Genomic DNA, 23,020 nt, shown 5'->3' on the forward strand with positions numbered 1-23,020 from the left:
GCAGGGGCGATATCCGCAAGGCACGGCATCCGCCGCATGTCCGAAAGAAGGATACCAACGGGCGAGGCTGCGAATCTCATGGCGACCCATCTCAAAAGGCCACCCCGAGGGGCGGCCTTCCCGATCAGTAAAACGCGGGCCGTTTAGGCATCCGCAAGTGCCTCGTCCTCGTCTTCGTCCTCGGTATCGCCATCTTCGGCAACCGGCACAGTCGGGATATCGGCAAGATCGGCCACGGCGGTCTGGGTCTCGCTCGTGGTCTCATCGAGTGCCTCGGTGCTCTCCTCGCTGTCAGAGGCATCGGCCTGCGCTTCGGTGCTCTCGTCTTCCAGCTCGGCCCAGGCGGCGCTGTCATCTTCGGCCGCGCTGTCATCGGACCAGCCATCCGCCAGTTGCGCGTCCTTGGCGGCCTGCAACTTTGCACCATAGCTTTGCATGGAGGCAACCGACTGGCCTTGCAGGGTCACGCTATCATCATCATGGAACGACAGGACAAGATTGCCATCCTCGTCATCCGCGCCGGAGACGTCATCGGGCAGAGCCGAGAAATCGACCGCCTCGCCATCAAACATCAGCACATCTTCCCCGAAGCGGAAATCCGTGACCGTCACATTGGATGTCGCCGTATCGGAAGCGCCGCGCAAATCCACCACGTCATTGCCCTTGCCCAGATGCATCACGTGATCAGCCCCGTGATCGAGATACCCCACAAGCGTGTCATCCCCCTTGCCGCCTTCCAGCAGACAGGTGTCATTGCCGCCAACGATCAGGTCATCGCCTGCCTCACCGGCCAGATGATGCTCGCCGCTGACCGCATACAGGCTGTCATTGCCCTCGCCGCCCCCGATGATATGCGACAGACCACTTTTGACACGGATGTAATCATCGCCCCCAAAGCCGTTGATCCGCACCGTATCGGCTGTCGAATCGCCATCGGCATCGACATAGAGATCCTGCATGAAATCCGCCTCTTCGGTGCCATCGACACGATTGTCCGAGAGGGTCGCCTCTTCACCGGTGCCCGCGCCCGGATCGGTCGCGGCCTCCTCGCTCGATTCCTCATCGGCGAAAATGTCGGAAGACAAACGGATGGTCACCGGCCCCCCTTCATCGTTCCCCGAGAACGCAAGATAGGTGAAATTCCCCGAATATTCGGTCGCGCTGCTGATATCGACCCCTTCCGCATTCTCGGGATCGGCCACCAATGCCGACAGATCGTCGCCGCTATATGTCACACCATTCACAACAAGCGTGTCCATCGAGGGGTCGAAATCGCTGCCCAAATCGACAAGGCCACCCGTCTCGGCATCGATATCGGAGGTAACATTGACAACATCCGCTGCGGCCTCGGTTTCAGCCAGAAACACCGAGGCCGTATCATTATCGCCCAGCGTGATATTGACGGTATCCGCACCCTGTCCGGTGAAGATCCGCGCAGACTCGGCCCCCACTGCCGTCATATTGGCGGTGATCACATCATCGCCATACTCGCCCGACAAGGACGCATAGCCCTGACCGGACCATGTAATCGTGTCGTTGCCCGCATTGCCGTTGAACAGCACATTCCCCGACCCTTCGATCGTGTCATTGCCCTCATCGCCAAAAAGCTGGGGGTAGAAATGGTCGAGGCTGGGCGTCGCAACCAGATTGCTGCCCGAGAGATAATCGTCTCCGGCCTGACCATGAACGATGGTGCGCCCCTCCACACCGGTCACGCGGTCATTGCCACGACCTGCCCAGATATTGAGAAAGGTTTCCCAAGTGGCGCTGCCCGTGTAATCGAGCGTCACCCCATTCGCATCAACAAAACCGGCGGTGATCTCGTCAGCCGCAGAGCTCCCCAGAATATAAGACATAATAATCCCCACAATCAGGCAAAGGCCCGTAATAATGCGAGGATTATAATATTTATGGATGCGGTAAAGTTTTATTTACCGACTTCACCCCGAATCCCGCTCGTTTGTCCACGGTCCATCAACAGATGGTCCAGAATGACACAAGCTGTCATCGCTTCGGCAACAGGCACGGCCCGAATACCCACGCAAGGATCATGGCGGCCCTTGGTCACCACCTCGACCGCCTCGCCATCAAGGTTGATCGAACGGCGCGGGGTGAGAATCGACGAGGTCGGCTTGACCGAGAAGCGCACCACAACCGGCTGGCCCGTGGTGATCCCGCCCAAGATGCCGCCCGCATGGTTGGTCAGGTATTCCGGCCCGTTCTCGCCCATGACGATCTCGTCGGCATTCTCGATGCCGGTCAGATTGGCGGCATCCATGCCCTCGCCGATCTCGACGCCTTTCACGGCATTGATCGACATCATCGCCGCCGCCAGATCGGTATCCATCTTGGCATAGATCGGCGCGCCAAGCCCTGCGGGAACGCCGGTGGCCACCACCTCGATCTTGGCGCCGACCGAGGAATGCTGCTTGCGGATCGCCTGCAGGTAATCGGCCCATTCATCGACCACATCCGCATCGGGGATGAAGAAGGGGTTCTGCAGGATCTGGGCTTCGTCGAACCGCGCGCGGTTGATATGTTTCACGCCCATCTGCACCATATAGCCGGTGATCTTCAGATCGGGCACCAGCTGGCGCAGCACGGCCTGCGCGACACCCCCTGCCGCCACCCGCGCCGCCGTTTCCCGCGCCGAGGACCGTCCGCCGCCACGGTAATCGCGGATGCCGTATTTCTGGAAATAGGCCAGATCGGCATGACCGGGGCGGAACTGGCGGGCGATCTCGCCGTAATCCTTCGACCGCTGGTCGGTATTCTCGATCATCAGCTGGATCGGGGTGCCGGTGGTTTTTCCCTCGAACACGCCCGACAGGATACGCACCGCATCGGGTTCCTTGCGCTGGGTGGTTTCTTTCGACTGGCCCGGACGGCGGCGGTCAAGGAAGACCTGAATGAACTCTTCCGAGATCTCGATCCCCGGAGGGCAGCCATCCACCGTCGCGCCAAGCGCCGGCCCGTGGCTTTCGCCCCAAGTGGTCACGCGGAACAGATGTCCGAAGGTATTATACGACATGAGGCATCTCCCTGTTATGCGCGCCAGATCCGGCAAAAGCTCCTGCGGCGGTCGATTCCAGCCTGCATAAAAGCCCGGCACCGATGTAGCAACTGCATCCCCTCTAGGCAATCAGGGCTGAAGATATCATGATGGGCATGCTTGGGTTTTAATGGCCTCGCCCGGGCCGATCACCTATAGGCAGACTGAAAGCATCACAAAGGGGGAGAGTGTTGCATGGTTCATAAACGCGTATCACTGACGACGCAGATCATGGTTGCGATGGGCGCGGGCATCGTTCTGGGGGTCATTTTCAACCAGATCCAATCCGGTTTCATTTCGACCTATATCACCGGCGGCCTTCTCGCGATGATCGGGAAGATGTTTGTCAACGCGCTGAAAATGCTGGTGGTGCCGCTGGTCTTCTTCTCGCTGATCTGCGGCGTGACAGGGATCGGCGATATCCGCGTGCTGGGGCGTGTTGGCGGCAAAAGCTTCGGGCTTTATATCGTGACCACCGCCATCGCCATCGCCATCGCCATTCTCATCGCCAAGATTGTCGGGCCGGGCCAAGGCTTCACAATGGAGGGCATCGACACCTCGGGCATTAGTGCCAAAACGGCCCCTTCGGTCTGGGATGTCTTCGCCTCGATCGTGCCGACCAATCCGGTTCAGGCCTTTGCCAGCGGCGAGATGTTGCAGATCATCTTCTATACCATCGTGCTGGGCGTGGCAGTGCTGATGCTGGGCGAGAAATCGGACAAATTCGTCGAGGGCTGTGAATATATGAACGAGGTGATGATGAAGATCGTCTCCATCGTCATGGCCTTCGCGCCTTTGGGCGTGTTCTGCCTGATCACCAAGACCTTCGCAGAACAGGGGATCGACCTGTTCCTGCCGGTGCTGGCCTATGTGCTGACCCTGACCGGCGCGCTTCTGCTGCACCTGTTTGTCACGCTGATGGTGATCTTGAAGCTGTTCTCGGGGCTAAGCCCGATCACCTTCATTCGCAAGATCCGTCCGGCACAGATCTTCGCCTTCTCGACCGCCTCCTCGAATGCCACCATTCCGGTGACCCTGCGCTGCGTGACCGAGCGTATGGGCGCGCGCAATTCGGTGGCGTCGTTCTGCATTCCTTTCGGGGCCACGATCAACATGGACGGCACCGCGATCATGCAGGGTGTGGCCACGGTCTTTCTGGCCAATGTCTACGGCATCGATCTGGGGCTGACCGGCTACCTGACCGTGATCGCTATGGCGGTTCTGGCCTCGATCGGCACCGCAGGCGTGCCCGGCGTGGGGCTTGTCATGCTGACGATGGTGCTGGGACAGGTCGGCCTGCCGATCGAGGGCATCGCGCTGATCTTGGGCGTTGACCGGCTGATGGATATGATCCGCACCGCCGTCAATATCACAGGGGATGCCGTGGTGACCGCCATTGTGGCCAAAACCGAAGGCCAGCTTGACATCGCTACCTACGAGAACCCTCTTGCAGGCACCGCGGATGACGATCTGGGCATCGACCCCGCCGCCGAAGAGAAACTGGCCCATCTGGCCCGCCCGCATTAAGCGGCGCGCTCCGGTTTGAGCGGCCAGTACGACACGGCAGGGGGCGCTTGCCCGAATGCGGCCCCTGCACTAGAACAGCCCTATCACCTCGGGGTGCCGGTTTGGTCCGGCTGAGATGCCAAAGGCGAACCCGTCGAACCTGAACCGGCTAGCACCGGCGGAGGGAAGGTCACGGGACTGTCGCGCCCTCCTTCCCCTGCGGATTGGAGGAGCATAGATGAAACGACCCCTTACGGCCCTTCGCCTTGTGGCGGGCACAGCCCTTCTGGCAGCCACGACCGGCGGCGCTCAGGCCGAAGACCTGCCCGTTCTCACGGTCTATGCGCCCGATTATTTCACCTCGGAATGGGGTCCCGGCCCGCAGATCGAAAAAGGGTTCGAGGCCAGATGCGGCTGCGACCTGCAATTCGTGGCCGGTGACGTGCTTTCGCGCCTCATGCTCGAAGGCGACAAGACCAAAGCGGATATCGTGATCGGCCTCAATACCGACCAGACCGCCCGTGCCCGCAAGACCGGCCTCTTCGCGCCCTCGCATGAAGACAATTCGCGCCTGACCCTGCCGATCAAATGGACCGATGACACCTTCATCCCGTTCAACTGGGGCGAAACTGCCTTTGTCTATGACAAGACCAAACTGAAAAACCCGCCGAAAAGCTTCGAGGAACTGCTGGATGCCCCCGATGATCTGAAGATCGCCATCCAGGACCCGCGCTCGTCCGTTTCGGGGCTGGCGCTGCTGCTCTGGGTCAAGGCCGTCTATGGTGATCGCGCGCCCGAAGCATGGGCCAAGCTCAAACCCAAAGTGCTAACCGTGACCCCCGGCTGGTCGGAAAGCTACGGCCTCTTCACGGATGGCGAGGTGGATATGGTGCTGTCCTATACCACATCGCCGGCCTATCACATCATCGCCGAGCACGATAACACCAAAGCCGCCGCGATCTTCCCGGAAGGCCATTATTTCATGGCCGAGCTGGTGGGACAGCTGAAAACCTCCAAACATCCCGAACTGGCGCAGGATTTCATGGATTACGTGCTGTCGGATGATTTCCAGGGGATGATCGCCACCGCCAACTGGTCCTATCCGGCCATCATCAAAGAAGGCTTCCTGCCGCCCGAATTCGCCAGCCTGCCGCGCCCGAACAAGACCATCTTCTATAGCGAAGACGAGGCCGAGGCCCTGCGCCAGCCCGCACTGGACGAATGGCTCGCCGCGTTCCGCTGATTGCGGCTTGCGTCGCTCTGGTCCCCGCGCTTCTGGTGCTGGGGCCGATCCTGATGACCGCCCTGCACGGGGGCGGTCTTACGGGGTTGCGCGGGTCGGACCTGCAGGCGCTGTGGTTCACACTCTGGCAGGCGGCGGCGTCGGCGCTGATCTCCTGTGTGCTGGCGGTGCCTCTGGCGCGGGCGCTTGCGCGGCGGCGGTTTATCGGGCGCAGCGTGCTGATCACCGCACTTGGTGCGCCCTTCATCCTGCCGGTCATCGCCGCCATTCTGGGACTGCTGGCGGTCTTCGGCCGTAGCGGGCTGCTCAATCAGGCGCTCGGCGCGCTCGGTCTGCCGACAATGACCATCTATGGCGCGCATGGGGTCATTCTGGCCCATGTGTTCTTCAACCTGCCACTGGCCACCCGCATGGTGCTGCAAGGCTGGCAGGCCATCCCCGCCGAACGCCTGCGCCTTGCCATGATGCTGGATTTCGACGGCCCCGCCCGACGCCGCCACATCGAAACCCCGATGCTGCGCGCCACCCTGCCCGGCGCCTTCATCGCCATCTTCCTCGTCTGTCTGGGCAGCTTCGCCGTTGCGCTGACCTTGGGCGGAGGCCCCTCGGCCACCACGGTCGAGCTGGCCATCTACCAAGCGTTCCGCTTCGATTACGATACAGGCCGCGCCGCAAGCCTCGCGCTGGTGCAGGTCGCGCTCTGCGTGCTGGCCGTGGGGATCGGGGCCAAGATCTCGGCCCCCACGGGCTTCGGCGCAGGGCTGGACCGCCCCACCCTCTATGGCCCGTCAAGCCTCTGGCAACGGTCGGGCGATGCAGCCATCATCGTCCTTGCCGCACTGTTTCTTCTACTGCCCATCGGTTTGATCCTCTGGCGTGGCCTGCCCGCCTTTCCGGCCCTGCCCCTTATGGTCTGGAAAGCCGCGGCCACCTCGCTGACCATCGCACTCGGCTCCACCGTGCTGGCGCTGGCATTGGCCCTCCCTCTGGCACTGGCGGCCCCGCGCCATCGCTGGGCGGAAGGCTCCGCCATGCTGCCACTGGCCGCCTCGGGGCTGGTGCTGGGCACAGGACTTTTCCTGCTGATCCAGCCCTTTGCCGCACCGACAAGCCTCCTCGTGCCGGTCACACTGGTGGTCAACGCCACGCTGTCCCTGCCCTTCATCACCCGCCTTCTGCTGCCCGAAATCCAATCCCTGCAAGCCGATTACGACCGGCTCGCCACATCCTTGGACCTAAGCGGATGGGCCAAATTGCGGCGGCTCACCCTGCCCCGCCTCGCCCGTCCCTTGGGCTTTTCCGCAGGGCTGGCCTGCGCCTTCTCGATGGGCGATCTGGGTGTCATCACCCTCTTCTCCGATGGCCAGACCCGCACCCTGCCGCTGGCGATCTTCCAGCTGATGGGCAGCTACCGGCTGGATCAGGCCGCCGCCGCCGCCACATTGCTTCTGACACTCACCTTCGGGCTCTTCGCCCTTTTCGACCGGATCGGACATCATGCTGACCCTCGATAACCTGCGCCTGACGCAAAACGACTGGCACCTCGAGGCCAACCTGAACATCGAACAAGGCCAGCATACCGCACTGATCGGGCCTTCGGGCGCGGGCAAATCCACCCTGCTTGCCGCCATTGCCGGCCTCTTCGCGCCGGAACGGGGACGTGTGCTCTGGCAGGGGCAGGATCTTGTCCAGATCCCGCCGGGCAAACGCCCGCTCTCGATCCTGTTTCAGGACCAGAACCTGTTCCCCCATCTCAGCATCGCGCAAAATCTCGGCCTCGGAATCTCGCCGCGCCTGCGCCTCTCGCCCGAAGATCACCAGCGCATCGAAAACGTCCTTGCCGCCACGGGCCTGCAGGATCTGGGCACCCGCCGCCCCGCCGAACTCTCGGGCGGTCAGCAAAGCCGCGCAGCCCTTGCCCGCGCGCTCCTGCGCAACCGCCCCCTCCTCCTCCTCGACGAGGCCTTCGCAGCCCTCGGCCCCGCATTGAAAACCGAGATGCTCCACCTCACCGAAACCCTCGCCAGACACCATGATTTCACCATCCTCATGGTCACCCATGACCCCGAAGATGCGCGCCAACTCTGCCCGCAAACAATCCTCGTAGCAGAGGGCCGCGCCTATCCGCCAGAACCGACAGACCGCCTTCTGTCACACCCCCCCGAAGCGCTCCGCCGCTATCTCGGCACGTCTGCTTCCAGCTGCTAGAAATATCCTCAGGGGGTGAATTTGCGGGAAACGCAAAGAGGGGGCGCGAGCGCCCCCTCCTTCCCATCGGCCTAAGCCGAGCTCAGTATTGCACGACCGCGCGGATCGACTTGCCCTCATGCATCAGGTCGAAGCCGTGGTTGATCTCCTCCAGCTTCAGAACATGGGTGATCATCGGATCGATCTCGATCTTACCATCCATATACCAGTCAACAAACTTCGGCACGTCGGTCCGGCCCTTGGCGCCCCCAAAGGCGGTGCCCTTCCAGACGCGGCCGGTGACCAGCTGGAACGGGCGGGTCGAAATCTCGGCCCCTGCCGGCGCCACACCGATAATCACCGACACACCCCAGCCACGATGCGAACATTCCAGCGCATCGCGCATGACCTTGACGTTGCCGGTCGCATCGAACGAATAATCCACGCCACCGATCTGGTCATCGCCCTTCTTCGTCAGATTGACGATCTCCTGCACGACACTGCCTTCGATCTTCGAAGGATTCACGAAATGGGTCATGCCGAATTTCTTGGCCATCTCGGCCTTGTCGTCATTCAGGTCAACGCCGATGATCATATCGGCCCCCGCCATCCGCAGCCCCTGAATGACGTTCAGACCGATCCCGCCCAAGCCGAACACTGCCGCGGTCGAGCCGATCTCGACACCTGCGGTATTGATCACCGCACCGATGCCGGTGGTCACGCCGCAGCCGATATAGCAGATCTTGTCGAAAGGCGCGTCCTCACGCACTTTCGCCAAAGCGATTTCCGGCATCACGGTATGCTGGGCAAAGGTCGAACAGCCCATGTAGTGATAGATCGGCGTGCCATCCAGCATATGGAAGCGCGTCGTCCCATCGGGCATCAGCCCCTGACCTTGGGTATTGCGGATCGCGGTGCAGAGGTTGGTCTTGCCCGAGCGGCAGGAGGGGCACTCGCGGCACTCGGGCGTATAGAGCGGGATCACGTGATCGCCCGGTTTGAGCGTGGTCACGCCCTCGCCCACCTCGATCACGACGCCCGCGCCCTCATGGCCGAGAATCGACGGAAAAAGCCCCTCGGGGTCCGCGCCCGAGAGCGTGAAGGCATCCGTATGGCATAGGCCCGTGGCCTTGATCTCGACCAACACCTCCCCCTTCTTCGGCGGATCAAGCTCCACTTCCATAATTTCCAAGGGCTTACCTGCCTCTAGTGCAACAGCAGCACGGGTTCTCATTGGCCTTCTCCGTCATATGGAATTTTATCCGAACCTGAGGCACAATGCGCGCAAACACAAGCAAGAGAGCGACATGTTGACCCGAGTTTACGCCTTCGCAGCGATTGGCCTATTGGCCGCCTGCCAGCCTTCCCAACAAGAACTGGCCCCGACCCCGATCCTCCCCGAATCAGCTCAAGCCCTGATCCAGCCGGAAAATTCCGCCGACGGGCTGAACGAACGCGAGCCCGATCTTTGCGGGGCCAAAGCCTATTCTTATGTGCTTGGCCAGCCGGGCAGCGTCGTCTCGACCCTGCCGCTTGGTGACACGAAATACCGCGTGGTCGAATGGCGCGGTGTGGAAGACCAGCTTTACCAACCGCATCGGATCGTCTTCCGCCTCGACGAGGCAGGCAATGTCTATAACGTAGATTGCGGTTGAGAATGCGCGTCGCGCATCTTGGCGCGAGCTGCGGGATTGGCGGGATTGCGGCCTGCCAATCCGACCCGCGCCCGTGACGCCGGACACGGGCGGCACGGCCCCTGCGGCCCATTGCGGGGCCGACAGGCTTTACGGACAGCGCCTTTGCGGACAGGGCCAAAACCCCGCCCGCAAGAGGCACGGTTATTCCTTGAACTGCTTATGGCAGCCGCCGCAGGCCGCACCAACCGCCTGCATCCCTTCCCGCACGCCCGCCAGAGACGAGGTGTCCATCTGCGCCGAGGCGACCTCGAGATCGGTGGCATGAGAGGTGAAGGCCTCCCAGTTGTCCCAGATGCTGGATTTGGCTTCCGATTCAGGGTCTGTGGCCTTGGCTTCGAACAAAGGCGCCACCTTCTTGGCCTCTTCCTTCAGCGCCGAAGCGGCAGAGGCCGCGATCTCGGCATCAAAGCTGCTTTTGCCCTTGGCCATATCGCCCAGAATATTGGACGACTGACGCAGCTCTTTCATTCCGTCCTGCCAGGCTTTGACCGTCGGATCTGCGACATCGGCATACACCGCCGCGACCGAGCTGCCCATCAGCAGGACCGCTGCGGAAAAAGTAATGAAACGCTGCATCTGTGGCTCCTTGTGAAATAGCTTATGCGAAGACGCGTAATGGCTCTGCACATCCTGGACACTATGCCAGCCTCCGCTGTGAGACAAAACAGGTTTTCCGTCAGCCCGCCCCCCCCACGAGGAAAACCGCCCACGAAAGGCCCGCGCCCATCTGAACGCGCCCTGCACAGCCGGTCATCCGCAATCGGGCAGGCCCCGCCGCAACTGGCCTGTGCAGTTCGGCCCGAAAGGCATGGATCGCAAAGAGGGGGAAAGACTGTTCCGGTGCCGCATACTGGGTGGGGGCTGTTAACTGCGGCACCGGAACAGAGCGTTTGCTTTCGCTCTCTCTTTCCTGACAGCGGATCGCGGCACCTTCGAGGGGGCAAAAAGGTCATTTCAAGACCGGAATCTGGCTAAACCAAGAATTGATTAACCGCATTCACTTTCCGCTCATAATGGCACCCGCGCCGTGCTGCGGCCCCTTGGAAAAGATTGCGCGAAACGCAAAGCGGTGGCAGGCTGGCCCCATGACAGTGCAAAATATGCCGCCTCTTTCCGGAGGCACACCGCAAATCGCCTTCGACCGCCACGAGCTTTCGGTCATCCTCTCGGTCTATGGCCGCATGGTCGCAGCTGGTGAATGGCGTGATTACGGCATGAGCTTTCTCAGGGATGTGGCGATTTTCTCGGTCTTCCGCCGGGCGGCAGAATACCCGATCTACCGCATCGAAAAGCGCCCCGCCCTGCGCAACCGGCAGGGGATGTATTCGGTGATCGGCATGGACGGGCGGATCCTCAAACGCGGCCATGACCTTGCACAGGTGCTACAGGTTCTGGAGCGCAAGCTGATCCGCCCGATCGATTAGAGCCTGCGCTTGCGGCCCAGATAGATCCCCTCGCCGGAGGCGGCGATGCGCTCCATCGTGTCGCGGATCGGTTCGTAACGGACCGCCATATGGTGGCCATTGGCATGGATCAGGCGCGTGTCATCGACCGCCATCGCCACATGCCCCTTCCAGAAGAACAGATCCCCGCGGATAACCGGAACCTCTTCCGGAAGCACCTGCCCGAAACCGTGCCACTGCTGGTCACTATCGGCCGGACAGGCGATACCGCAAAGCCGGTAAGACAGCTGCACGAGCCCCGAACAGTCGATCCCGTCATAGCCGTTCCCCCCCCAGAGATAGGGAGCCCCCAGCAGACGTTCGGCCACGGCCACAGGATCGGCCTCGGGGGCGGTCACCGCGCGCAGATGCTGGCGCGGCACGAAGCCTTCCGCTGTCACGACAAAGCCGCCCTCTTCCCGTATCGCGCAAAGCCCTGCGCCGATCGGCAGGGCCATGACCTCGCCGCGCTTGATGGAGGCCTCGCGATAGATATGGGTGGCAGGGGCACAGACCACATGGGTGACATCCCCGCCCTGCCCCAAAGCGGTCAGAGGCACCCAGCCGCAATAGTGGTCGGCTGCGGCCTGAACGAAGGCCCATCCCGCGCGTTCGTCGATCACGGTCACGCCCGCCCCGAAAACAAGCTGCCGGTCACGTGCTCCGGCGGGGGCGTCACATAGATCCACCACTGGCACAGCGACCCGCGCAGGCCGGCCCTCGGTAAAGCTGATCGCGGCCACTTTCCCCTTGAGGGCAACCAGTGCCACCGAGCCGGAATAGGGGGTCAGCCGCCTGTCCAACCCGTGCAGGGGATCACATCCGGCAGGCGTCATGCGGGCAGCCCCAGCATGGCGGGCAAGGCCGCAAGAATGGCCCGCGCGCCCTGCCCCACCCCCCCTTTCGGTCGCGCCGGAGCCGCCGAAGGTTGCCAGCCATAGATGTCGAAATGGACAAAGCCCTCGGTTTCAGTGACGAAGCGGCGCAGGAACAATGCCGCTGTAATCGAGCCTGCCATCCCCCCTGCCGGCGCATTGTCCAGATCGGCGATGCCGGGTTCGATCTTGTCCTCATAGGGGCACCAGAACGGCATCCGCCATAGCGGGTCGGCAACCTGCGCGGCCCCCTCTGCCAGCGCGGCGGCAAGATCCTCGTCATCGGTATAGAATGGCGGCACGTCCGGCCCCAAGGCCACGCGGGCGGCGCCGGTCAGGGTGGCCATGCAAAGCACCAGATCGGGCTTTTCCTCATCGGCATAGGCCAGCGCATCGGCCAGCACCAGACGGCCCTCGGCATCGGTGTTGTTGATCTCGACCGTCAGCCCCTTGCGGGAGGTATAGACATCTTGCGGACGGAACGCATTGCCCGACACCGCATTTTCCACCGCAGGCACCAGAACGCGCAGCCGCAGCGGCAGTTTCAGGGCCATGATCATATGCGCAAGGCCCAGCACCGTGGCCGCCCCGCCCATATCCTTTTTCATCAGCCCCATCGAGCTGCCGGGTTTGAGGTTGAGACCACCCGTATCGAAACACACGCCCTTCCCCACCAGCGTCAGTTCCGGCCCCTCGCTGCCCCAGCGCATCTCGACCAGTCGCGGTGCCCGCGGGCTGGCCTGCCCCACCGCGTAAATCAGCGGAAATCCTTTCTCGACCAGCTTCTCGCCGATGATCGAGTTCAGTTCGGCCCCGTGCTGGTCGGCCAGATCCTTGATCGCACGCTCCAGCTCTTCCGGCCCCATATCATTGGCTGGCGTATTGATCAGATCGCGGGTCAGGGCTTCACCTGCAGCTATCGCTTCAAGGCGCGCCGCATCCAGCCCTGCGGGACAATGCAGGCGGGCCTTGGGCGCGGCAGCTTTGGCATAACGCTCATAGGCATAGCCCGCCAGCAACCAGCCAAGCGCCGCCTCTTCAGATGCGGCACCCGACAGATCGCCCTGCAAGGACCAAACGCCTTCGGGCAGGGCCGTGGCCGCACGCGCCAGATGGAACCGCCCGCGCGCCCGGCTGGCCGCGCTGCCCCAGCCGAAAAGCGCCGCAGACAGCCCCCCCTCGGCATCGGGAAGCACACAGATCTGCCCCAGAGCGCCGGTAAAGCCTTGCGCCTTGGCCCATGCCACCTGCGCCTCCGTCAGCGCGGCCGGCAGCCCCCCTTCGGTAATATAAAGCGGCAACGGTGCGTCGCTTTGCGCGAAACGCATGGCAGGACGGTCGGGCAGGACAGGCAAAGACATCAGAAGCTTCCGGATCGGTTGGACATTTGCCTCAGCCTAACCTGCTCTGCGCCACCTGCAAGAGCACGCCGGAGCGTCAGCCGCGTTCTCACGCGGCTTTGCACCATGATCTGCGGTGCCCCCCGCCTAGATGCTCATATCCTCCAGATCCCAAACCTCGCTCAGCGAGCGGTCCCCGATCCGCATCAACCGTGCCAAAACAGCACGCGAGGCCACCAGATCCTGCGCCCGCATACAGTCCCGCAGATCCCGCGTCACCTGCTCCAGCTTGGTCATTCCCACCTGACGCGCCAACGGAATAAGCGAGGTCACGGCGTCGTCAAACGCCCCGAGCTGGTTTTTCTGCACGGCGGCATCAATGGCAACCATATGCATCGCCAGATCCTCGATTGCGCTGGCCATCAGCCGTTCGGCTGCCTGCTGCCCCAACTGGGCATAAAGCGCGACGATCCGGGCCTGTTCAATCCGCACCGTTTCATTGCAGCGCAATTTCGTAACATTTGCCAAACTGGCACCCTCCGCATTGCGTCGGGTCACATCATACTGACCATACAGAACACGTATGGCTTTCAAGGACCCCATTTTGGCAGGTATAGCCTGCCCCCCATGACCCCCACGGTCGACATTCACCATGCAGGAAAGGTCTCAAGAAAAGCTTTCATAATTAGGAAAAACTCTGCCTAACCCCCGGAAAATCTCTCGAACTCCCCTTGTATCGGGTCTAAGTAAGGGGAAATCATTATAGGGGATGATCATGAGGGAACGTGTAAAACTGTTGCCGCCGACTTTGGTGCAACGCTTCCACGGCTGGAAAGCAACCACCTATTCGGAAAATTCCGTATGGTACAAAAAGCTCGCCGATGAGGGCCAGCGCCCGCGTGCGATGGTGATCTCGTGCTGCGATTCGCGTGTGCATGTCACCTCGATCTTCGGTGCCGACTCGGGCGAGTTCTTCATTCACCGTAATATCGCGAACCTCGTGCCGCCCTATGAGCCCGATGGCGAACATCACGGCACCTCCGCCGCACTGGAATATGCCGTACAGGCGCTGAAAGTGTCGCATCTGATCGTGCTCGGCCACTCGAATTGCGGTGGCGTGGCAGGGTGCAACGCGATGTGCACCGGCCATGCGCCCGAACTGGAAGACAAGACCTCGTTCGTGGGCACCTGGCTCAACCTGCTGCGTCCCGGCTTCGAACGCGTCAAGGATCTGCCGGAAGAAGAGCGAATCACGGCGCTTGAACAAGAGGCCGTTATGGTCAGCCTTGAAAACCTGATGACCTTCCCCTTTGTCACGGCGGCTGTCGAATCGGGTCAGATGACGCTGCACGGGCTGTGGCACGACATCGGCAGCGGTGATCTGCGCCAGTACAACCCCAACAAGAATGGGTTTGAAGCCGTCTGAGGCGGTTTTAATAAAAAAGAGCAAGTTCGCTTAACTCGCGATTAAGGACAGGGATGCAATCTGGCGACATGACCCAGATTGCATCACACCTCGTCACCCTCCGCCTGCCGGCAGACATGATCCACCTGATCGAACGCACGGCACGCGCGCAAGCAAAGTCCCCCGCGGACCTGATCCGCGGCGCTCTTCTGGCTTCCCTGTCTCAGGGGGGCAGCACCGTCGCCGAACGCCTGCGCAAGCATGTGGCACTGGCGGAATGTTTCGAGCTGGCCGATGGCTGGCTGGATCTTCAGGCCCAGCTGCGCGGTCTCGGGTTCGTGCTGCGCCATAACGGTGAAGAGCAGGTCTGCCTGCATGACTTCCCGTCGCAGGATTTCCTCTGCAGCCTACATGATATCGGCCAGAATCTGGGCGAACTGACCCGCCGCTACCATTCTCCCTTCCCCGGCCTGCGCCCCGAAGCTGCCGCCGAAGCGGCGCCCGAACCGGTTCCGGCTCCGATGCTGCAAACCGCACCTCAAGCTGCCACGGCAACGGCAGAGATCGAGCCCCTCGTGCAGCCCCAGCCCGTCTTCCATTCGCTGCGCCGCAAACCGCGCCCGGAACCGGACCGCCCGAAGCTGGTCGCCGTTTCGACCGCCCCCACCGAAGACGAGCTGGACGCCGCTTTCAGCAATGCGATGTTCCGGTCCCGCCGCGCGGCGCAGGCGGTCAGGTTCAGTGCAGAACCTGATCTGCGGGCCACTCCAATCGCGTCGTAAGCGTGATCTCGCGGCTGGCCTGCGCGGGCAGGTCAAACCGCCATCCCAGAAGACCGGTCTTGTCGTCAAGATCGGTCTGGCTGACCTCGGGCGAGGCATTCCAGCTGATCTTCAGATCATCCTGTTCCGAATAAGGCACCTGATCCACCACCCGCAGGGGCCATGACTGGTCGGTATGGTTCTCGACGGTCATCCGCACGGTCTCCACCTGTTCATTCCGGCGCGCGATCACCCCGCGATCTCCAGACTGGCGGGTCTGCTTGCGGGTCAGCACAAGCCCGTCAATCGCTCCGAACCCCTGGGTGACCGTCTGGCCCGGCATCGTCAGCGGGAGGGCACCCTGACCGACCAGACGCCCATCGGCATAAAGCATCACCGGACCGGGCAGAATCGGCTCGGACCCGCTATTGGTCGCCTCGGCCACCAGATAGGCGGTTGCATCGCGCGAAGGCACGGCCTCCGCCCAGCTTGCGGCCTTCAAGGACAGATCATCCATCTTCAGACGCAGCGCCTCGGCCCCGTCGCGCATATCCACCTTCTGCGGCAGATGATAGACAAGCGACACCCCCTCCATTTGCGGTGCTAGCAGATCCGCCTTCCGCATCGGTGCCGCCTCGACCTCGGCTGCGGCATATTCCGCCCCCATCGTTCGCAGAACCGGACGGTCCGGCCCGACGCTGCGCAAAAGCGGCCATAGCTCGGACGGATCCATGCGGTCATTCGGGCGCGCGGTTGACAGGGTCAGATCGACATTGTGCCAGTCCTCGCCGCTCGACTGATGCACCGACACCAGCCGCGTAAGATCAATCCGCTTGGCGCCGCGGTCCAGACGCATATCATACACCGGCGACCAGCCCGCATCATCGGCAAAGCTCGTCAGCGTCAGCACCCCATGCCCGCTGGCCGTGGCCTCCAGCCACTGGCCATTCTCCGCTTTGGCCAAAAGTTGCGCCAGATCATCCTGCGCGCGCTGCAACGCGCGTCGGTCAGGGGCCAGTGCCGCCTCGGCACGGCGCGCCTCCGCTTGCGCATGCAAGGCGGTCTGACGCGCCGCCAGAGCACGCGCTTCGACCTCATCGCCAATCGCAAGCGCCTGCTCGGGCGTGGCCTGCGCCGCCCCGATCCCACGCAGATAGACCACCCGATCCAGCGCCGCCTCGGCTTTGGCCCGCAAAAGCGCGACCGCATCCTCTTTCTGCGCCAGATCCTCGGTCATTTGCGCAAGCTTGGCGCGCGCCTCCTGCACGACAGGGCTGTCGCCCGCCCCCTGCCCCGAGACAAGCCGCACGCCCGAAAGGCTGACGCCCTCACCCGCGATCCGAAGCCGGTCAAGATCAAGGCTGGCAGGCAGTCCCGCAACCCGCACGGTGCCCGCCCCATCCGGAACCTGCACCTGCCGCGTCACCTCGGCCCCTTGCGGATACAGCGTGACACGACGTATCTGCGCCTGCAAAAGATCCTCTGCCCATACCGTTTGCGGCAATGCCACGACCAGTCCGGCCATTATCAAACGCATCACATTCTCCTCCCCGACTATTCACGAAGGTGATCGGTCGGACAGAGGCTGACAAGCCCCCGCCCGCATAATCCCCCGCCTCCGCCAATGACGATTGCGTCAATGCAAAACGCCCGGAGAACTCTCCGGGCGTTTCGACATCAGTCCAGTCTGGCGCTTAGCCTTTTTTCAGGCAGCGCTTCCCAAGCGTTTCGGCAATCTGCACGGCATTCAGCGCCGCGCCCTTGCGCAGGTTATCCGACACGCACCACAGGTTCAGACCATTCTCGATGGTGCTGTCCTGACGGATGCGCGAGATGAAGGTCGCGTAATCGCCCACGCATTCCACGGGGGTGACATAGCCGCCATCCTCGCGCTTATCGACCACCAGAATACCGGGGGCTTCACGCAGGATATCGCGGGCTTCGTCCTCATCAAGGAACTCTTCGAACTCGAGGTTGATCGCTTCCGAGTGACCCACAAAGACCGGCACGCGCACACAGGTCGCGGTGACCTTGATCGCCGGATCGACGATTTTCTTGGTCTCGGCCACCATCTTCCATTCTTCCTTGGTCGAGCCGTCTTCCATGAAGACGTCGATATGGGGAATCACGTTGAAAGCGATCTGCTTGGTGAATTTCTTCGGCTCTTTTTCCTGACCGGGGACGTAAAGGCCCTTGGTCTGGTCCCACAGCTCATCGATCCCTTCCTTGCCCGAGCCGGACACCGACTGGTAGGTCGACACGACAACGCGCTTGATCTTGGCACGGTCATGCAGCGGCTTGAGCGCCACAACCATCTGCGCGGTCGAGCAGTTGGGGTTCGCGATGATGTTCTTCTTGGTGTAGCCATCAACCGCCTCGGGGTTCACTTCCGGCACGACCAGCGGAATCTCCGGATCGTAGCGGTAGAGCGAGGAGTTATCGATGACAACGCAACCCGCTTTCGCCGCGATCGGCGCGTATTGCTTGGTCGCATCCGAGCCGATGGCGAAGAGCGCAATGTCATAGCCAGAGAAGTCGAACCCTTCGATGTCCTTGCACTTGAGTGTCTTGTCGCCATAGCTGACCTCAGTACCAAGGCTCCGGCGCGACGCCAGAGCAACAACCTCATCGGCAGGGAACTCGCGCTCGGCGAGAATATTCAGCATTTCGCGGCCCACATTACCCGTGGCGCCAGCAACGACGACTTTATAGCCCAATTTAGGCCCTCCTTGTACTTCGGACGAGGTGCGACATAGCCCGAATGGCCGTATATTTAAAGGGTTTTCGCGAAATTAGCGGCGAATAAGGCGGTTATCTTGCGCCATCAGCCCTGCGACGAAATCGGCCTCGGAGGTGAAATCATGCGGCACATCTTTGGCGCTGCGGCTGCCCGAAAGCGACAAAGAGGCAAAGAAATCAAAGCCGTATAGCGTCAACTGCCGCAGATCCGAGCGCAAGAGAAGGTCGATCATCATCGCCCCCGTGGTGGGCTGCGCGCCAAGCCGGCTTTGCAGATCCGCATAATCGGCCAGAGGGTGCAGATAGAAACCGTGGCTTGTGGCCGTTTGCCAATCCAGCCGTTTGCGTTTGTGACTCATCCACAGATACCGCCCCGCCCCGATGCGGGCACGGTCCTGCGCCCCGAGCCGCGTCGCAAGGGCCAGCCAGTCCGTGCGGGTGCCGTGGCTTGCCACCGACGGCATCGGGGCACGGTTGATCCGCACCACCACATCCTGCGCATCGATCTCGGCCCCGTGCCGCGTTTCCGCCAGCGACCGCGCATTGCCCACCAGCGCCACCGATTTGCCCGCAAGCCCCGCCAGCAGATCCGCCTGATCCACCGACATCGCGGCCAGAGGTGCCTCCTGCCGCAAAAGCCGCGCCAGATAGAAACCCGCCCGCGTCATGCCAGCAGATCGCGATAGACAGCGATCAGCGCATCGGCTTCGGCATCAATCTGGAAGCGCGCCTCGACATTGCGCCGCGCCGCACGCCCTGCCGCGGCCATCGATTGCGGATCATCCAGATAGCCCGCCACCGCCGCGCTCATGCCCTCTATATCGCCCGGATCGACCAGCTTGCCGCTTTCCGGCGTCACGATCTCCTCGAAGGCGCCCACGCGGGTCGCCACCACCGGCACATGGCAGGCCATTGCCTCGATGGGCGTCAGGCCGAAGCCCTCCCAACGCTGCGGCGCAACGTAAAGATCAAGCACCCGATACCAGTCGGCCATGCGATCGACCGAGACCTCGGGCATGAACAGGATGCGATGCTCCAGCCCCGCCTGCCCCACTTTACGCTTCAGCCCCGCCAGAAATTCCGAATGCCCTTCGGTTGCGCGGCCCATCACCAGCGCCGAGACATTGGGGCGCGAGGGCAGCAGCGCGATCATCGCCTCCACAAAAGCATCGGTGCCCTTCTGATGGCGGACCCGCCCGTAACAGCCGATCAGCACCCCGCGCGGCAGATTCATCGATGCGCGCAAGGCGCTACGGTCCTGCGCCCTGTCGAACCCCGAGATATCGATGCCATGATGGATCACATGATTGGGCACGCTCAGGTATTCCGCCGTGCGCGCCGAGGTCGCCACCACCGCGTCCATCTGCCCGATCAGCCATTTCGTATAGCCCGTATGCTGCCGCTGGCTGGCCGAGGTGAATAGCAGCTTCAGATCCATGAAACACAGATATTTCAGCGCCAGCCCCAGAGCCATTTCCACATTGCGCCGCGCATGCCAGACACGGCGGCGACGCTTCAGAAACGGCACGCGCCATAGGGCGACATGCGGCACGGTTTCGGGCAAACCCGGCCCGGTGGTCACAATACCGATCTTGCGCGCCTGCAGGGGCACAAGCCGAACAATCGTCGCGGTCACGCCGGACAGGCGACGCTTGAGGTTCGGGGCAATAACATCAATCTCTTTATCCATACCCCTTTCATACCCTGCCTTGCCCGCCTTGTCTTTCGAGAAAATGGCGCGGCGCGGCTTGCCTTCGGGGCGGGCGGGCAGGATGATCGGGGCTGTTTCCATGCCCTGTCAGGACATTCGCATGCCGCCAAACCGTATCGCCCTGCGCCTTTACTGGGACCCGATCATGATGGGGCCCGGCAAGGCCGATCTTTTGCAGGCCATTGCCGAAGAAGGCTCCATTTCCGCCGCCGGACGCCGCATGGGCATGAGCTATCGCCGCGCATGGGCCCTGGTGGAAGAGATGAATGCAGGCTTTTGCGCACCGGTCGTGTCCTCGGCGCGCGGTGGAACAAGGGGCGGCGGCGCGCATCTGACCGAAACCGGCACCGAAGTGCTGCGGCTGTATCGCCAACTGCTGGAACGGTTCCGCGAAAGCTGCAACGACGACATTGCCGCGCTCGAGGCCCTGACCGGCCCCCGCGACTGAAGCCTATGGACGGGAAGCAGAAAAGGGTTATGTTCAGCAAAACATATCGGAGATCCCCGCATGCGCGCCCTGCCCCTTCTTGCCCTGACCACCGTCCTGATGAGCCCGCTTGCCGCCGCAGCGGACCCCGTCATCTTTGCCGCCGCCTCGATGAAAACCGCGCTGGACGAGATCGCGCAGGACTGGAGCGAAACGCATGATCCGGTGACCATCTCCTATGCGGGCTCGTCGAAGCTGGCCCGCCAGATCGAGGCCGGAGCGCCAGCCGATATGTTCATCTCGGCCTCGACCGACTGGATGGACGAGGTCGAGACATCCGGCGCGACCATTGCAGGCACCCGCCACGACCTGCTGGGCAACGCGCTGGTTCTGGTGGCCCATGACGATGTGCAGACCACCCCCGCAGACTTGCCCAAAGCCTTGGGCCAAGACGGTTTTCTGGCTATGGCACTTGTCGATAGCGTACCGGCGGGGGTCTATGGAAAGCAGGCGCTGACCCATCTGGGGCTGTGGGACCAGCTTTCCGCACATGTCGCACAGGCCGATAACGTGCGCGCGGCTCTGGCCTTGGTGGCCACGGGGGAAAGCCCCTATGGCATCGTCTATGCCACCGATGCCCATGCCGAACCGCATGTGCATATTGCCGCCACCTTCCCCGAAGACAGCCATGATGCGATCACCTATCCGGTGGCGCTGCTGAATACCGGCGCCGATGCGGCGGGGGCCAAAGCCTTTCTGGCCTATCTGACCACGCCCGCTGCCAAAAAGATATTTGCAGCACAGGGCTTCACGGTAAAGCCCTGAGCAGATGCCCATGCTCAGCCCCGAAGAATGGGCCGCCATCGCGCTGTCGCTGAAAGTCTCGCTGGTGGCGGTGCTTTGCGCGCTGCCGGTGGCGATTGCGGTCGCGCTGGTGCTGGCGCGGGGGCGCGGGCCGCTTGTCTGGGGGCTGAATGCGCTGGTTCATCTGCCGCTGATCCTGCCCCCTGTCGTCACCGGTTACATCCTGCTGCTGCTTTTTGGCCGTAACGGGCCGGTGGGGCGCGTGCTCGACCATGCCATCGGGCTGGTCTTCGCCTTCCAATGGACGGGGGCGGCGCTGGCCGCTGCGGTGATGGGCTTTCCGCTGATGGTGCGGGCGATATGGCTGGCCATCGAAGCCGTCGATCCCGGCCTTGAACAGGCCGCCCGCACCCTTGGCGCGCGCCCTTTGGGCATGTTCTTCAGCATCACGCTGCCGCTGATCGCGCCGGGGATCATCGCGGGGATGATCCTCGCCTTTGCCAAGGCGATGGGCGAATTCGGGGCCACCATCACCTTTGTCTCCAACATTCCGGGGCGGACCCAGACACTGCCTTCAGCGATCTATGCCCTGCTGCAGGTGCCCGGTGCCGAGGCCTCGGTGGCCAAGCTTGCGGGGATTTCCATCGCGATTGCGGTCACGGCCATGCTGGTGTCGGAATCCGTCTCGCGGATGATCGCCAAACGGATCAGGGGGGCATAGGATGCTCAAGGTCTGCCTGAAGCACCGCGCCGGACAGCTTGACCTATCGGCCGAGTTCACCGCCCCCACCGGCGTCACCGCGCTGTTCGGACCCTCAGGAGCGGGCAAATCCACCATCGTCAACGCGATCTCGGGGCTTCTGCGCCCCGCTGCCGGTCGCATCACATTGGGCGGAACGGTGCTGTTTGACAGCGCCACCCGCACCAATCTGCCCCTCCATAAACGCCGCATCGGTTATGTCTTTCAAGAACCGCGCCTGTTTCCCCATCTGGGTGTCAGGGGCAATCTGGATTATGGCCGCAGGCGCGCCCCCAAAGACGCACAGGGGCCGGATTTCGATCAGGTGATCGGAATGCTGGGCATCGCGCCCTTGCTCGGGCGCAGGGTCGCGGCGCTCTCGGGCGGCGAAAAAGCCCGCATCTCGATCGGTCGCGCCCTACTGTCCAAACCGCAGATCCTGTTGATGGACGAACCGCTGGCGGCGCTTGATACCCCCCGCCGTGCCGAGATCCTGCCCTTTCTGGAGAATCTGCGCGATACCGGCCTGCCGATTGTCTATGTCAGCCATTCCGTGTCCGAGATCGCGCGGCTGGCCGATACGCTGGTGGTGATCGAGGCCGGCAGAACCCGCGCTTCGGGACCGCTTCAGACCCTGCTGGCCGAGCCGGATCTGGCCCCGCTATTCGGGCAGGACGGGGCGGGCGCGGTGATCCATGTGCAGGTTGCCGGACAGGACCCCGATGGCATGACCCGCGTGCAGGGCGCGGGGGGCACGCTTTTTCTGACCGAGCCGCATCCCGTGGGCCAGACGCTACGGCTGCGCATTCAGGCCAGTGATGTCATCCTGTCGCGCCAACGCCCCGAGGGGCTTTCGGCGTTGAATATCCTGTCGGGACAGGTGCAGAAAATCACCCCGACATCAAAGGCCGAAGACCGGTTCTGGGTACAGATCCGCTGTGGCGGAGAGACGCTGCTGGCCAAGATCACCGCGCGCTCGCGGCAGGCTCTGGATCTGCGGCCCGACACGGAATGTCATGCGATCCTGAAAACCGTGGCCGTCGAACGCCGCGCGCCCCGCCCCTGAACGGCCCTGAGAACAACCGACACAGG

23 protein-coding genes and 1 riboswitch are annotated in these 23,020 nt (G+C 62.6%); of the genes, 12 read left to right on the forward strand and 11 right to left on the reverse strand.

Features of this window, described 5'->3' with window-relative positions; translation table 11 throughout:
• Positions 1-143: 143 nt before the first annotated feature.
• Complete coding sequence (locus WDB88_RS00420) at positions 144-1,856, reverse strand: hypothetical protein (protein ID WP_339108255.1); 1,713 nt, start codon at positions 1,854-1,856, stop codon at positions 144-146.
• Between the two features lie 71 nt (positions 1,857-1,927).
• Positions 1,928-3,031 (reverse strand): chorismate synthase, encoded by a 1,104-nt coding sequence (aroC, locus tag WDB88_RS00425; protein WP_339108256.1) that lies wholly within the window; start codon positions 3,029-3,031, stop codon positions 1,928-1,930.
• A 216-nt stretch (positions 3,032-3,247) separates the two neighbouring features.
• Between aroC and WDB88_RS00430 the strand changes: the two genes are divergently transcribed.
• The 4 genes from WDB88_RS00430 (at position 3,248) to WDB88_RS00445 (ending at position 8,009) form a co-directional block, all read left to right on the forward strand.
• On the forward strand, positions 3,248-4,579 hold the full coding sequence (locus WDB88_RS00430) for a dicarboxylate/amino acid:cation symporter (RefSeq protein WP_339108257.1): 1,332 nt from the start codon (positions 3,248-3,250) through the stop codon (positions 4,577-4,579).
• Positions 4,580-4,658: 79 nt separating this feature from the next.
• Positions 4,659-4,762, forward strand: a riboswitch (TPP riboswitch).
• A gap of 34 nt (positions 4,763-4,796) precedes the next feature.
• Positions 4,797-5,801 (forward strand): thiamine ABC transporter substrate binding subunit, encoded by a 1,005-nt coding sequence (gene thiB / locus WDB88_RS00435; RefSeq protein ID WP_339108258.1) that lies wholly within the window; start codon positions 4,797-4,799, stop codon positions 5,799-5,801.
• Positions 5,780-7,315 (forward strand): thiamine/thiamine pyrophosphate ABC transporter permease ThiP, encoded by a 1,536-nt coding sequence (locus tag WDB88_RS00440; protein WP_339108259.1) that lies wholly within the window; start codon positions 5,780-5,782, stop codon positions 7,313-7,315. Before thiB ends, WDB88_RS00440 begins: the two co-directional genes overlap by 22 nt.
• Positions 7,299-8,009 (forward strand): ATP-binding cassette domain-containing protein, encoded by a 711-nt coding sequence (locus WDB88_RS00445; protein ID WP_339108260.1) that lies wholly within the window; start codon positions 7,299-7,301, stop codon positions 8,007-8,009. The genes WDB88_RS00440 and WDB88_RS00445 overlap by 17 nt, the downstream gene beginning before the upstream one ends.
• An 82-nt stretch (positions 8,010-8,091) precedes the next feature.
• On the opposite strand, the gene WDB88_RS00450 is transcribed toward WDB88_RS00445, so the two are convergent.
• Positions 8,092-9,222, reverse strand: coding sequence for an S-(hydroxymethyl)glutathione dehydrogenase/class III alcohol dehydrogenase (locus WDB88_RS00450; protein WP_339108261.1), 1,131 nt, complete (start codon positions 9,220-9,222; stop codon positions 8,092-8,094).
• 73 nt (positions 9,223-9,295) lie between these two features.
• Between WDB88_RS00450 and WDB88_RS00455 the strand changes: the two genes are divergently transcribed.
• Complete coding sequence (locus WDB88_RS00455; RefSeq protein WP_339108262.1) at positions 9,296-9,643, forward strand: hypothetical protein; 348 nt, start codon at positions 9,296-9,298, stop codon at positions 9,641-9,643.
• Positions 9,644-9,826: 183 nt separating this feature from the next.
• Here WDB88_RS00455 and WDB88_RS00460 read toward each other — a convergent pair whose 3' ends face one another.
• Positions 9,827-10,261 carry a cytochrome c gene (locus WDB88_RS00460; protein WP_339108263.1) on the reverse strand — a complete coding sequence of 145 codons (435 nt, stop codon included), beginning with the start codon at positions 10,259-10,261 and terminating at the stop codon, positions 9,827-9,829.
• A gap of 509 nt (positions 10,262-10,770) precedes the next feature.
• On the opposite strand from WDB88_RS00460, the gene WDB88_RS00465 reads away from it, so the two are divergent.
• Positions 10,771-11,109 carry a DUF2794 domain-containing protein gene (locus tag WDB88_RS00465; RefSeq protein ID WP_339108264.1) on the forward strand — a complete coding sequence of 113 codons (339 nt, stop codon included), beginning with the start codon at positions 10,771-10,773 and terminating at the stop codon, positions 11,107-11,109.
• On the opposite strand, the gene WDB88_RS00470 is transcribed toward WDB88_RS00465, so the two are convergent.
• The 3 genes from WDB88_RS00470 to WDB88_RS00480 form a co-directional block, all read right to left on the reverse strand.
• Positions 11,106-11,963, reverse strand: coding sequence for an NlpC/P60 family protein (locus WDB88_RS00470; RefSeq protein WP_339108265.1), 858 nt, complete (start codon positions 11,961-11,963; stop codon positions 11,106-11,108). The genes WDB88_RS00465 and WDB88_RS00470 overlap by 4 nt on opposite strands.
• Positions 11,960-13,363 (reverse strand): leucyl aminopeptidase family protein, encoded by a 1,404-nt coding sequence (locus tag WDB88_RS00475; RefSeq protein WP_339108266.1) that lies wholly within the window; start codon positions 13,361-13,363, stop codon positions 11,960-11,962. Before WDB88_RS00475 ends, WDB88_RS00470 begins: the two co-directional genes overlap by 4 nt.
• Positions 13,364-13,489: 126 nt before the next feature.
• Positions 13,490-13,870 (reverse strand): hypothetical protein, encoded by a 381-nt coding sequence (locus WDB88_RS00480; protein ID WP_339108267.1) that lies wholly within the window; start codon positions 13,868-13,870, stop codon positions 13,490-13,492.
• 247 nt (positions 13,871-14,117) lie between these two features.
• On the opposite strand from WDB88_RS00480, the gene WDB88_RS00485 reads away from it, so the two are divergent.
• Both WDB88_RS00485 and WDB88_RS00490 read left to right on the forward strand, forming a co-directional pair.
• Positions 14,118-14,768, forward strand: coding sequence for a carbonic anhydrase (locus WDB88_RS00485; RefSeq protein WP_339108268.1), 651 nt, complete (start codon positions 14,118-14,120; stop codon positions 14,766-14,768).
• A gap of 68 nt (positions 14,769-14,836) precedes the next feature.
• Positions 14,837-15,529 carry a hypothetical protein gene (locus tag WDB88_RS00490; protein WP_339108269.1) on the forward strand — a complete coding sequence of 231 codons (693 nt, stop codon included), beginning with the start codon at positions 14,837-14,839 and terminating at the stop codon, positions 15,527-15,529.
• Here the strand turns inward: WDB88_RS00490 and WDB88_RS00495 are convergent.
• From WDB88_RS00495 to WDB88_RS00510, 4 genes are all read right to left on the reverse strand, one after another.
• Positions 15,486-17,045, reverse strand: coding sequence for a DUF4139 domain-containing protein (locus WDB88_RS00495; protein WP_339108270.1), 1,560 nt, complete (start codon positions 17,043-17,045; stop codon positions 15,486-15,488). The two genes, WDB88_RS00490 and WDB88_RS00495, sit on opposite strands and share 44 nt — an antisense overlap.
• A gap of 157 nt (positions 17,046-17,202) precedes the next feature.
• Positions 17,203-18,225, reverse strand: coding sequence for an aspartate-semialdehyde dehydrogenase (locus WDB88_RS00500; RefSeq protein ID WP_339108271.1), 1,023 nt, complete (start codon positions 18,223-18,225; stop codon positions 17,203-17,205).
• Between the two features lie 75 nt (positions 18,226-18,300).
• The gene (locus tag WDB88_RS00505; protein WP_339108272.1) at positions 18,301-18,915 is read right to left on the reverse strand and encodes a glycosyltransferase family 29 protein; all 615 of its coding nucleotides are present in this window, start codon (positions 18,913-18,915) and stop codon (positions 18,301-18,303) included.
• Positions 18,912-19,937, reverse strand: coding sequence for a glycosyltransferase family 4 protein (locus tag WDB88_RS00510; protein WP_339109442.1), 1,026 nt, complete (start codon positions 19,935-19,937; stop codon positions 18,912-18,914). Before WDB88_RS00510 ends, WDB88_RS00505 begins: the two co-directional genes overlap by 4 nt.
• 121 nt (positions 19,938-20,058) lie before the next feature.
• Between WDB88_RS00510 and WDB88_RS00515 the strand changes: the two genes are divergently transcribed.
• From WDB88_RS00515 to modC, 4 genes are read left to right on the forward strand one after another with little or no spacing between them, the layout of a single operon-like run.
• Positions 20,059-20,406 (forward strand): LysR family transcriptional regulator, encoded by a 348-nt coding sequence (locus tag WDB88_RS00515; protein ID WP_339108273.1) that lies wholly within the window; start codon positions 20,059-20,061, stop codon positions 20,404-20,406.
• Positions 20,407-20,466: 60 nt separating this feature from the next.
• A complete protein-coding gene (gene modA, locus WDB88_RS00520; RefSeq protein ID WP_339108274.1) occupies positions 20,467-21,210 on the forward strand; it encodes a molybdate ABC transporter substrate-binding protein in 744 nt (247 codons plus the stop codon).
• Positions 21,211-21,214: 4 nt separating this feature from the next.
• Positions 21,215-21,910, forward strand: a complete 696-nt coding sequence (gene modB / locus WDB88_RS00525) for a molybdate ABC transporter permease subunit (RefSeq protein WP_339108275.1) — start codon at positions 21,215-21,217, stop codon at positions 21,908-21,910.
• Position 21,911: 1 nt separating this feature from the next.
• Positions 21,912-22,994: a molybdenum ABC transporter ATP-binding protein gene (modC, locus tag WDB88_RS00530; RefSeq protein ID WP_339108276.1), complete on the forward strand. Its 1,083-nt coding sequence runs from the start codon at positions 21,912-21,914 to the stop codon at positions 22,992-22,994.
• The last annotated feature ends 26 nt before the right edge of the window (positions 22,995-23,020 follow it).

The sequence above is a fragment of the Thioclava sp. GXIMD4216 genome (genome assembly GCF_037949285.1).
GTDB classification, from domain to species: Bacteria; Pseudomonadota; Alphaproteobacteria; order Rhodobacterales; family Rhodobacteraceae; genus Thioclava; species Thioclava litoralis.

Excerpts from the sequence above, each read along its gene's own strand:
- WDB88_RS00465 (WP_339108264.1), top strand. The coding sequence starts at position 10,771 with ATGACAGTGCAAAATATGCCGCCTCTTTCCGGAGGCACACCGCAAATC.
- thiB (WP_339108258.1), top strand. The coding sequence starts at position 4,797 with ATGAAACGACCCCTTACGGCCCTTCGCCTTGTGGCGGGCACAGCCCTT.
- WDB88_RS00485 (WP_339108268.1), top strand. The coding sequence starts at position 14,118 with ATGAGGGAACGTGTAAAACTGTTGCCGCCGACTTTGGTGCAACGCTTC.
- WDB88_RS00455 (WP_339108262.1), top strand. The coding sequence starts at position 9,296 with ATGTTGACCCGAGTTTACGCCTTCGCAGCGATTGGCCTATTGGCCGCC.
- modB (WP_339108275.1), top strand. The coding sequence starts at position 21,215 with ATGCCCATGCTCAGCCCCGAAGAATGGGCCGCCATCGCGCTGTCGCTG.
- WDB88_RS00475 (WP_339108266.1), bottom strand. The coding sequence starts at position 13,363 with ATGTCTTTGCCTGTCCTGCCCGACCGTCCTGCCATGCGTTTCGCGCAA.
- WDB88_RS00450 (WP_339108261.1), bottom strand. The coding sequence starts at position 9,222 with ATGAGAACCCGTGCTGCTGTTGCACTAGAGGCAGGTAAGCCCTTGGAA.
- WDB88_RS00490 (WP_339108269.1), top strand. The coding sequence starts at position 14,837 with ATGACCCAGATTGCATCACACCTCGTCACCCTCCGCCTGCCGGCAGAC.
- WDB88_RS00460 (WP_339108263.1), bottom strand. The coding sequence starts at position 10,261 with ATGCAGCGTTTCATTACTTTTTCCGCAGCGGTCCTGCTGATGGGCAGC.
- WDB88_RS00470 (WP_339108265.1), bottom strand. The coding sequence starts at position 11,963 with ATGACGCCTGCCGGATGTGATCCCCTGCACGGGTTGGACAGGCGGCTG.
- WDB88_RS00515 (WP_339108273.1), top strand. The coding sequence starts at position 20,059 with ATGCCGCCAAACCGTATCGCCCTGCGCCTTTACTGGGACCCGATCATG.
- modA (WP_339108274.1), top strand. The coding sequence starts at position 20,467 with ATGCGCGCCCTGCCCCTTCTTGCCCTGACCACCGTCCTGATGAGCCCG.
- WDB88_RS00495 (WP_339108270.1), bottom strand. The coding sequence starts at position 17,045 with ATGCGTTTGATAATGGCCGGACTGGTCGTGGCATTGCCGCAAACGGTA.
- WDB88_RS00440 (WP_339108259.1), top strand. The coding sequence starts at position 5,780 with ATGGCTCGCCGCGTTCCGCTGATTGCGGCTTGCGTCGCTCTGGTCCCC.
- modC (WP_339108276.1), top strand. The coding sequence starts at position 21,912 with ATGCTCAAGGTCTGCCTGAAGCACCGCGCCGGACAGCTTGACCTATCG.
- WDB88_RS00430 (WP_339108257.1), top strand. The coding sequence starts at position 3,248 with ATGGTTCATAAACGCGTATCACTGACGACGCAGATCATGGTTGCGATG.
- aroC (WP_339108256.1), bottom strand. The coding sequence starts at position 3,031 with ATGTCGTATAATACCTTCGGACATCTGTTCCGCGTGACCACTTGGGGC.
- WDB88_RS00445 (WP_339108260.1), top strand. The coding sequence starts at position 7,299 with ATGCTGACCCTCGATAACCTGCGCCTGACGCAAAACGACTGGCACCTC.
- WDB88_RS00420 (WP_339108255.1), bottom strand. The coding sequence starts at position 1,856 with ATGTCTTATATTCTGGGGAGCTCTGCGGCTGACGAGATCACCGCCGGT.
- WDB88_RS00505 (WP_339108272.1), bottom strand. The coding sequence starts at position 18,915 with ATGACGCGGGCGGGTTTCTATCTGGCGCGGCTTTTGCGGCAGGAGGCA.
- WDB88_RS00510 (WP_339109442.1), bottom strand. The coding sequence starts at position 19,937 with ATGGATAAAGAGATTGATGTTATTGCCCCGAACCTCAAGCGTCGCCTG.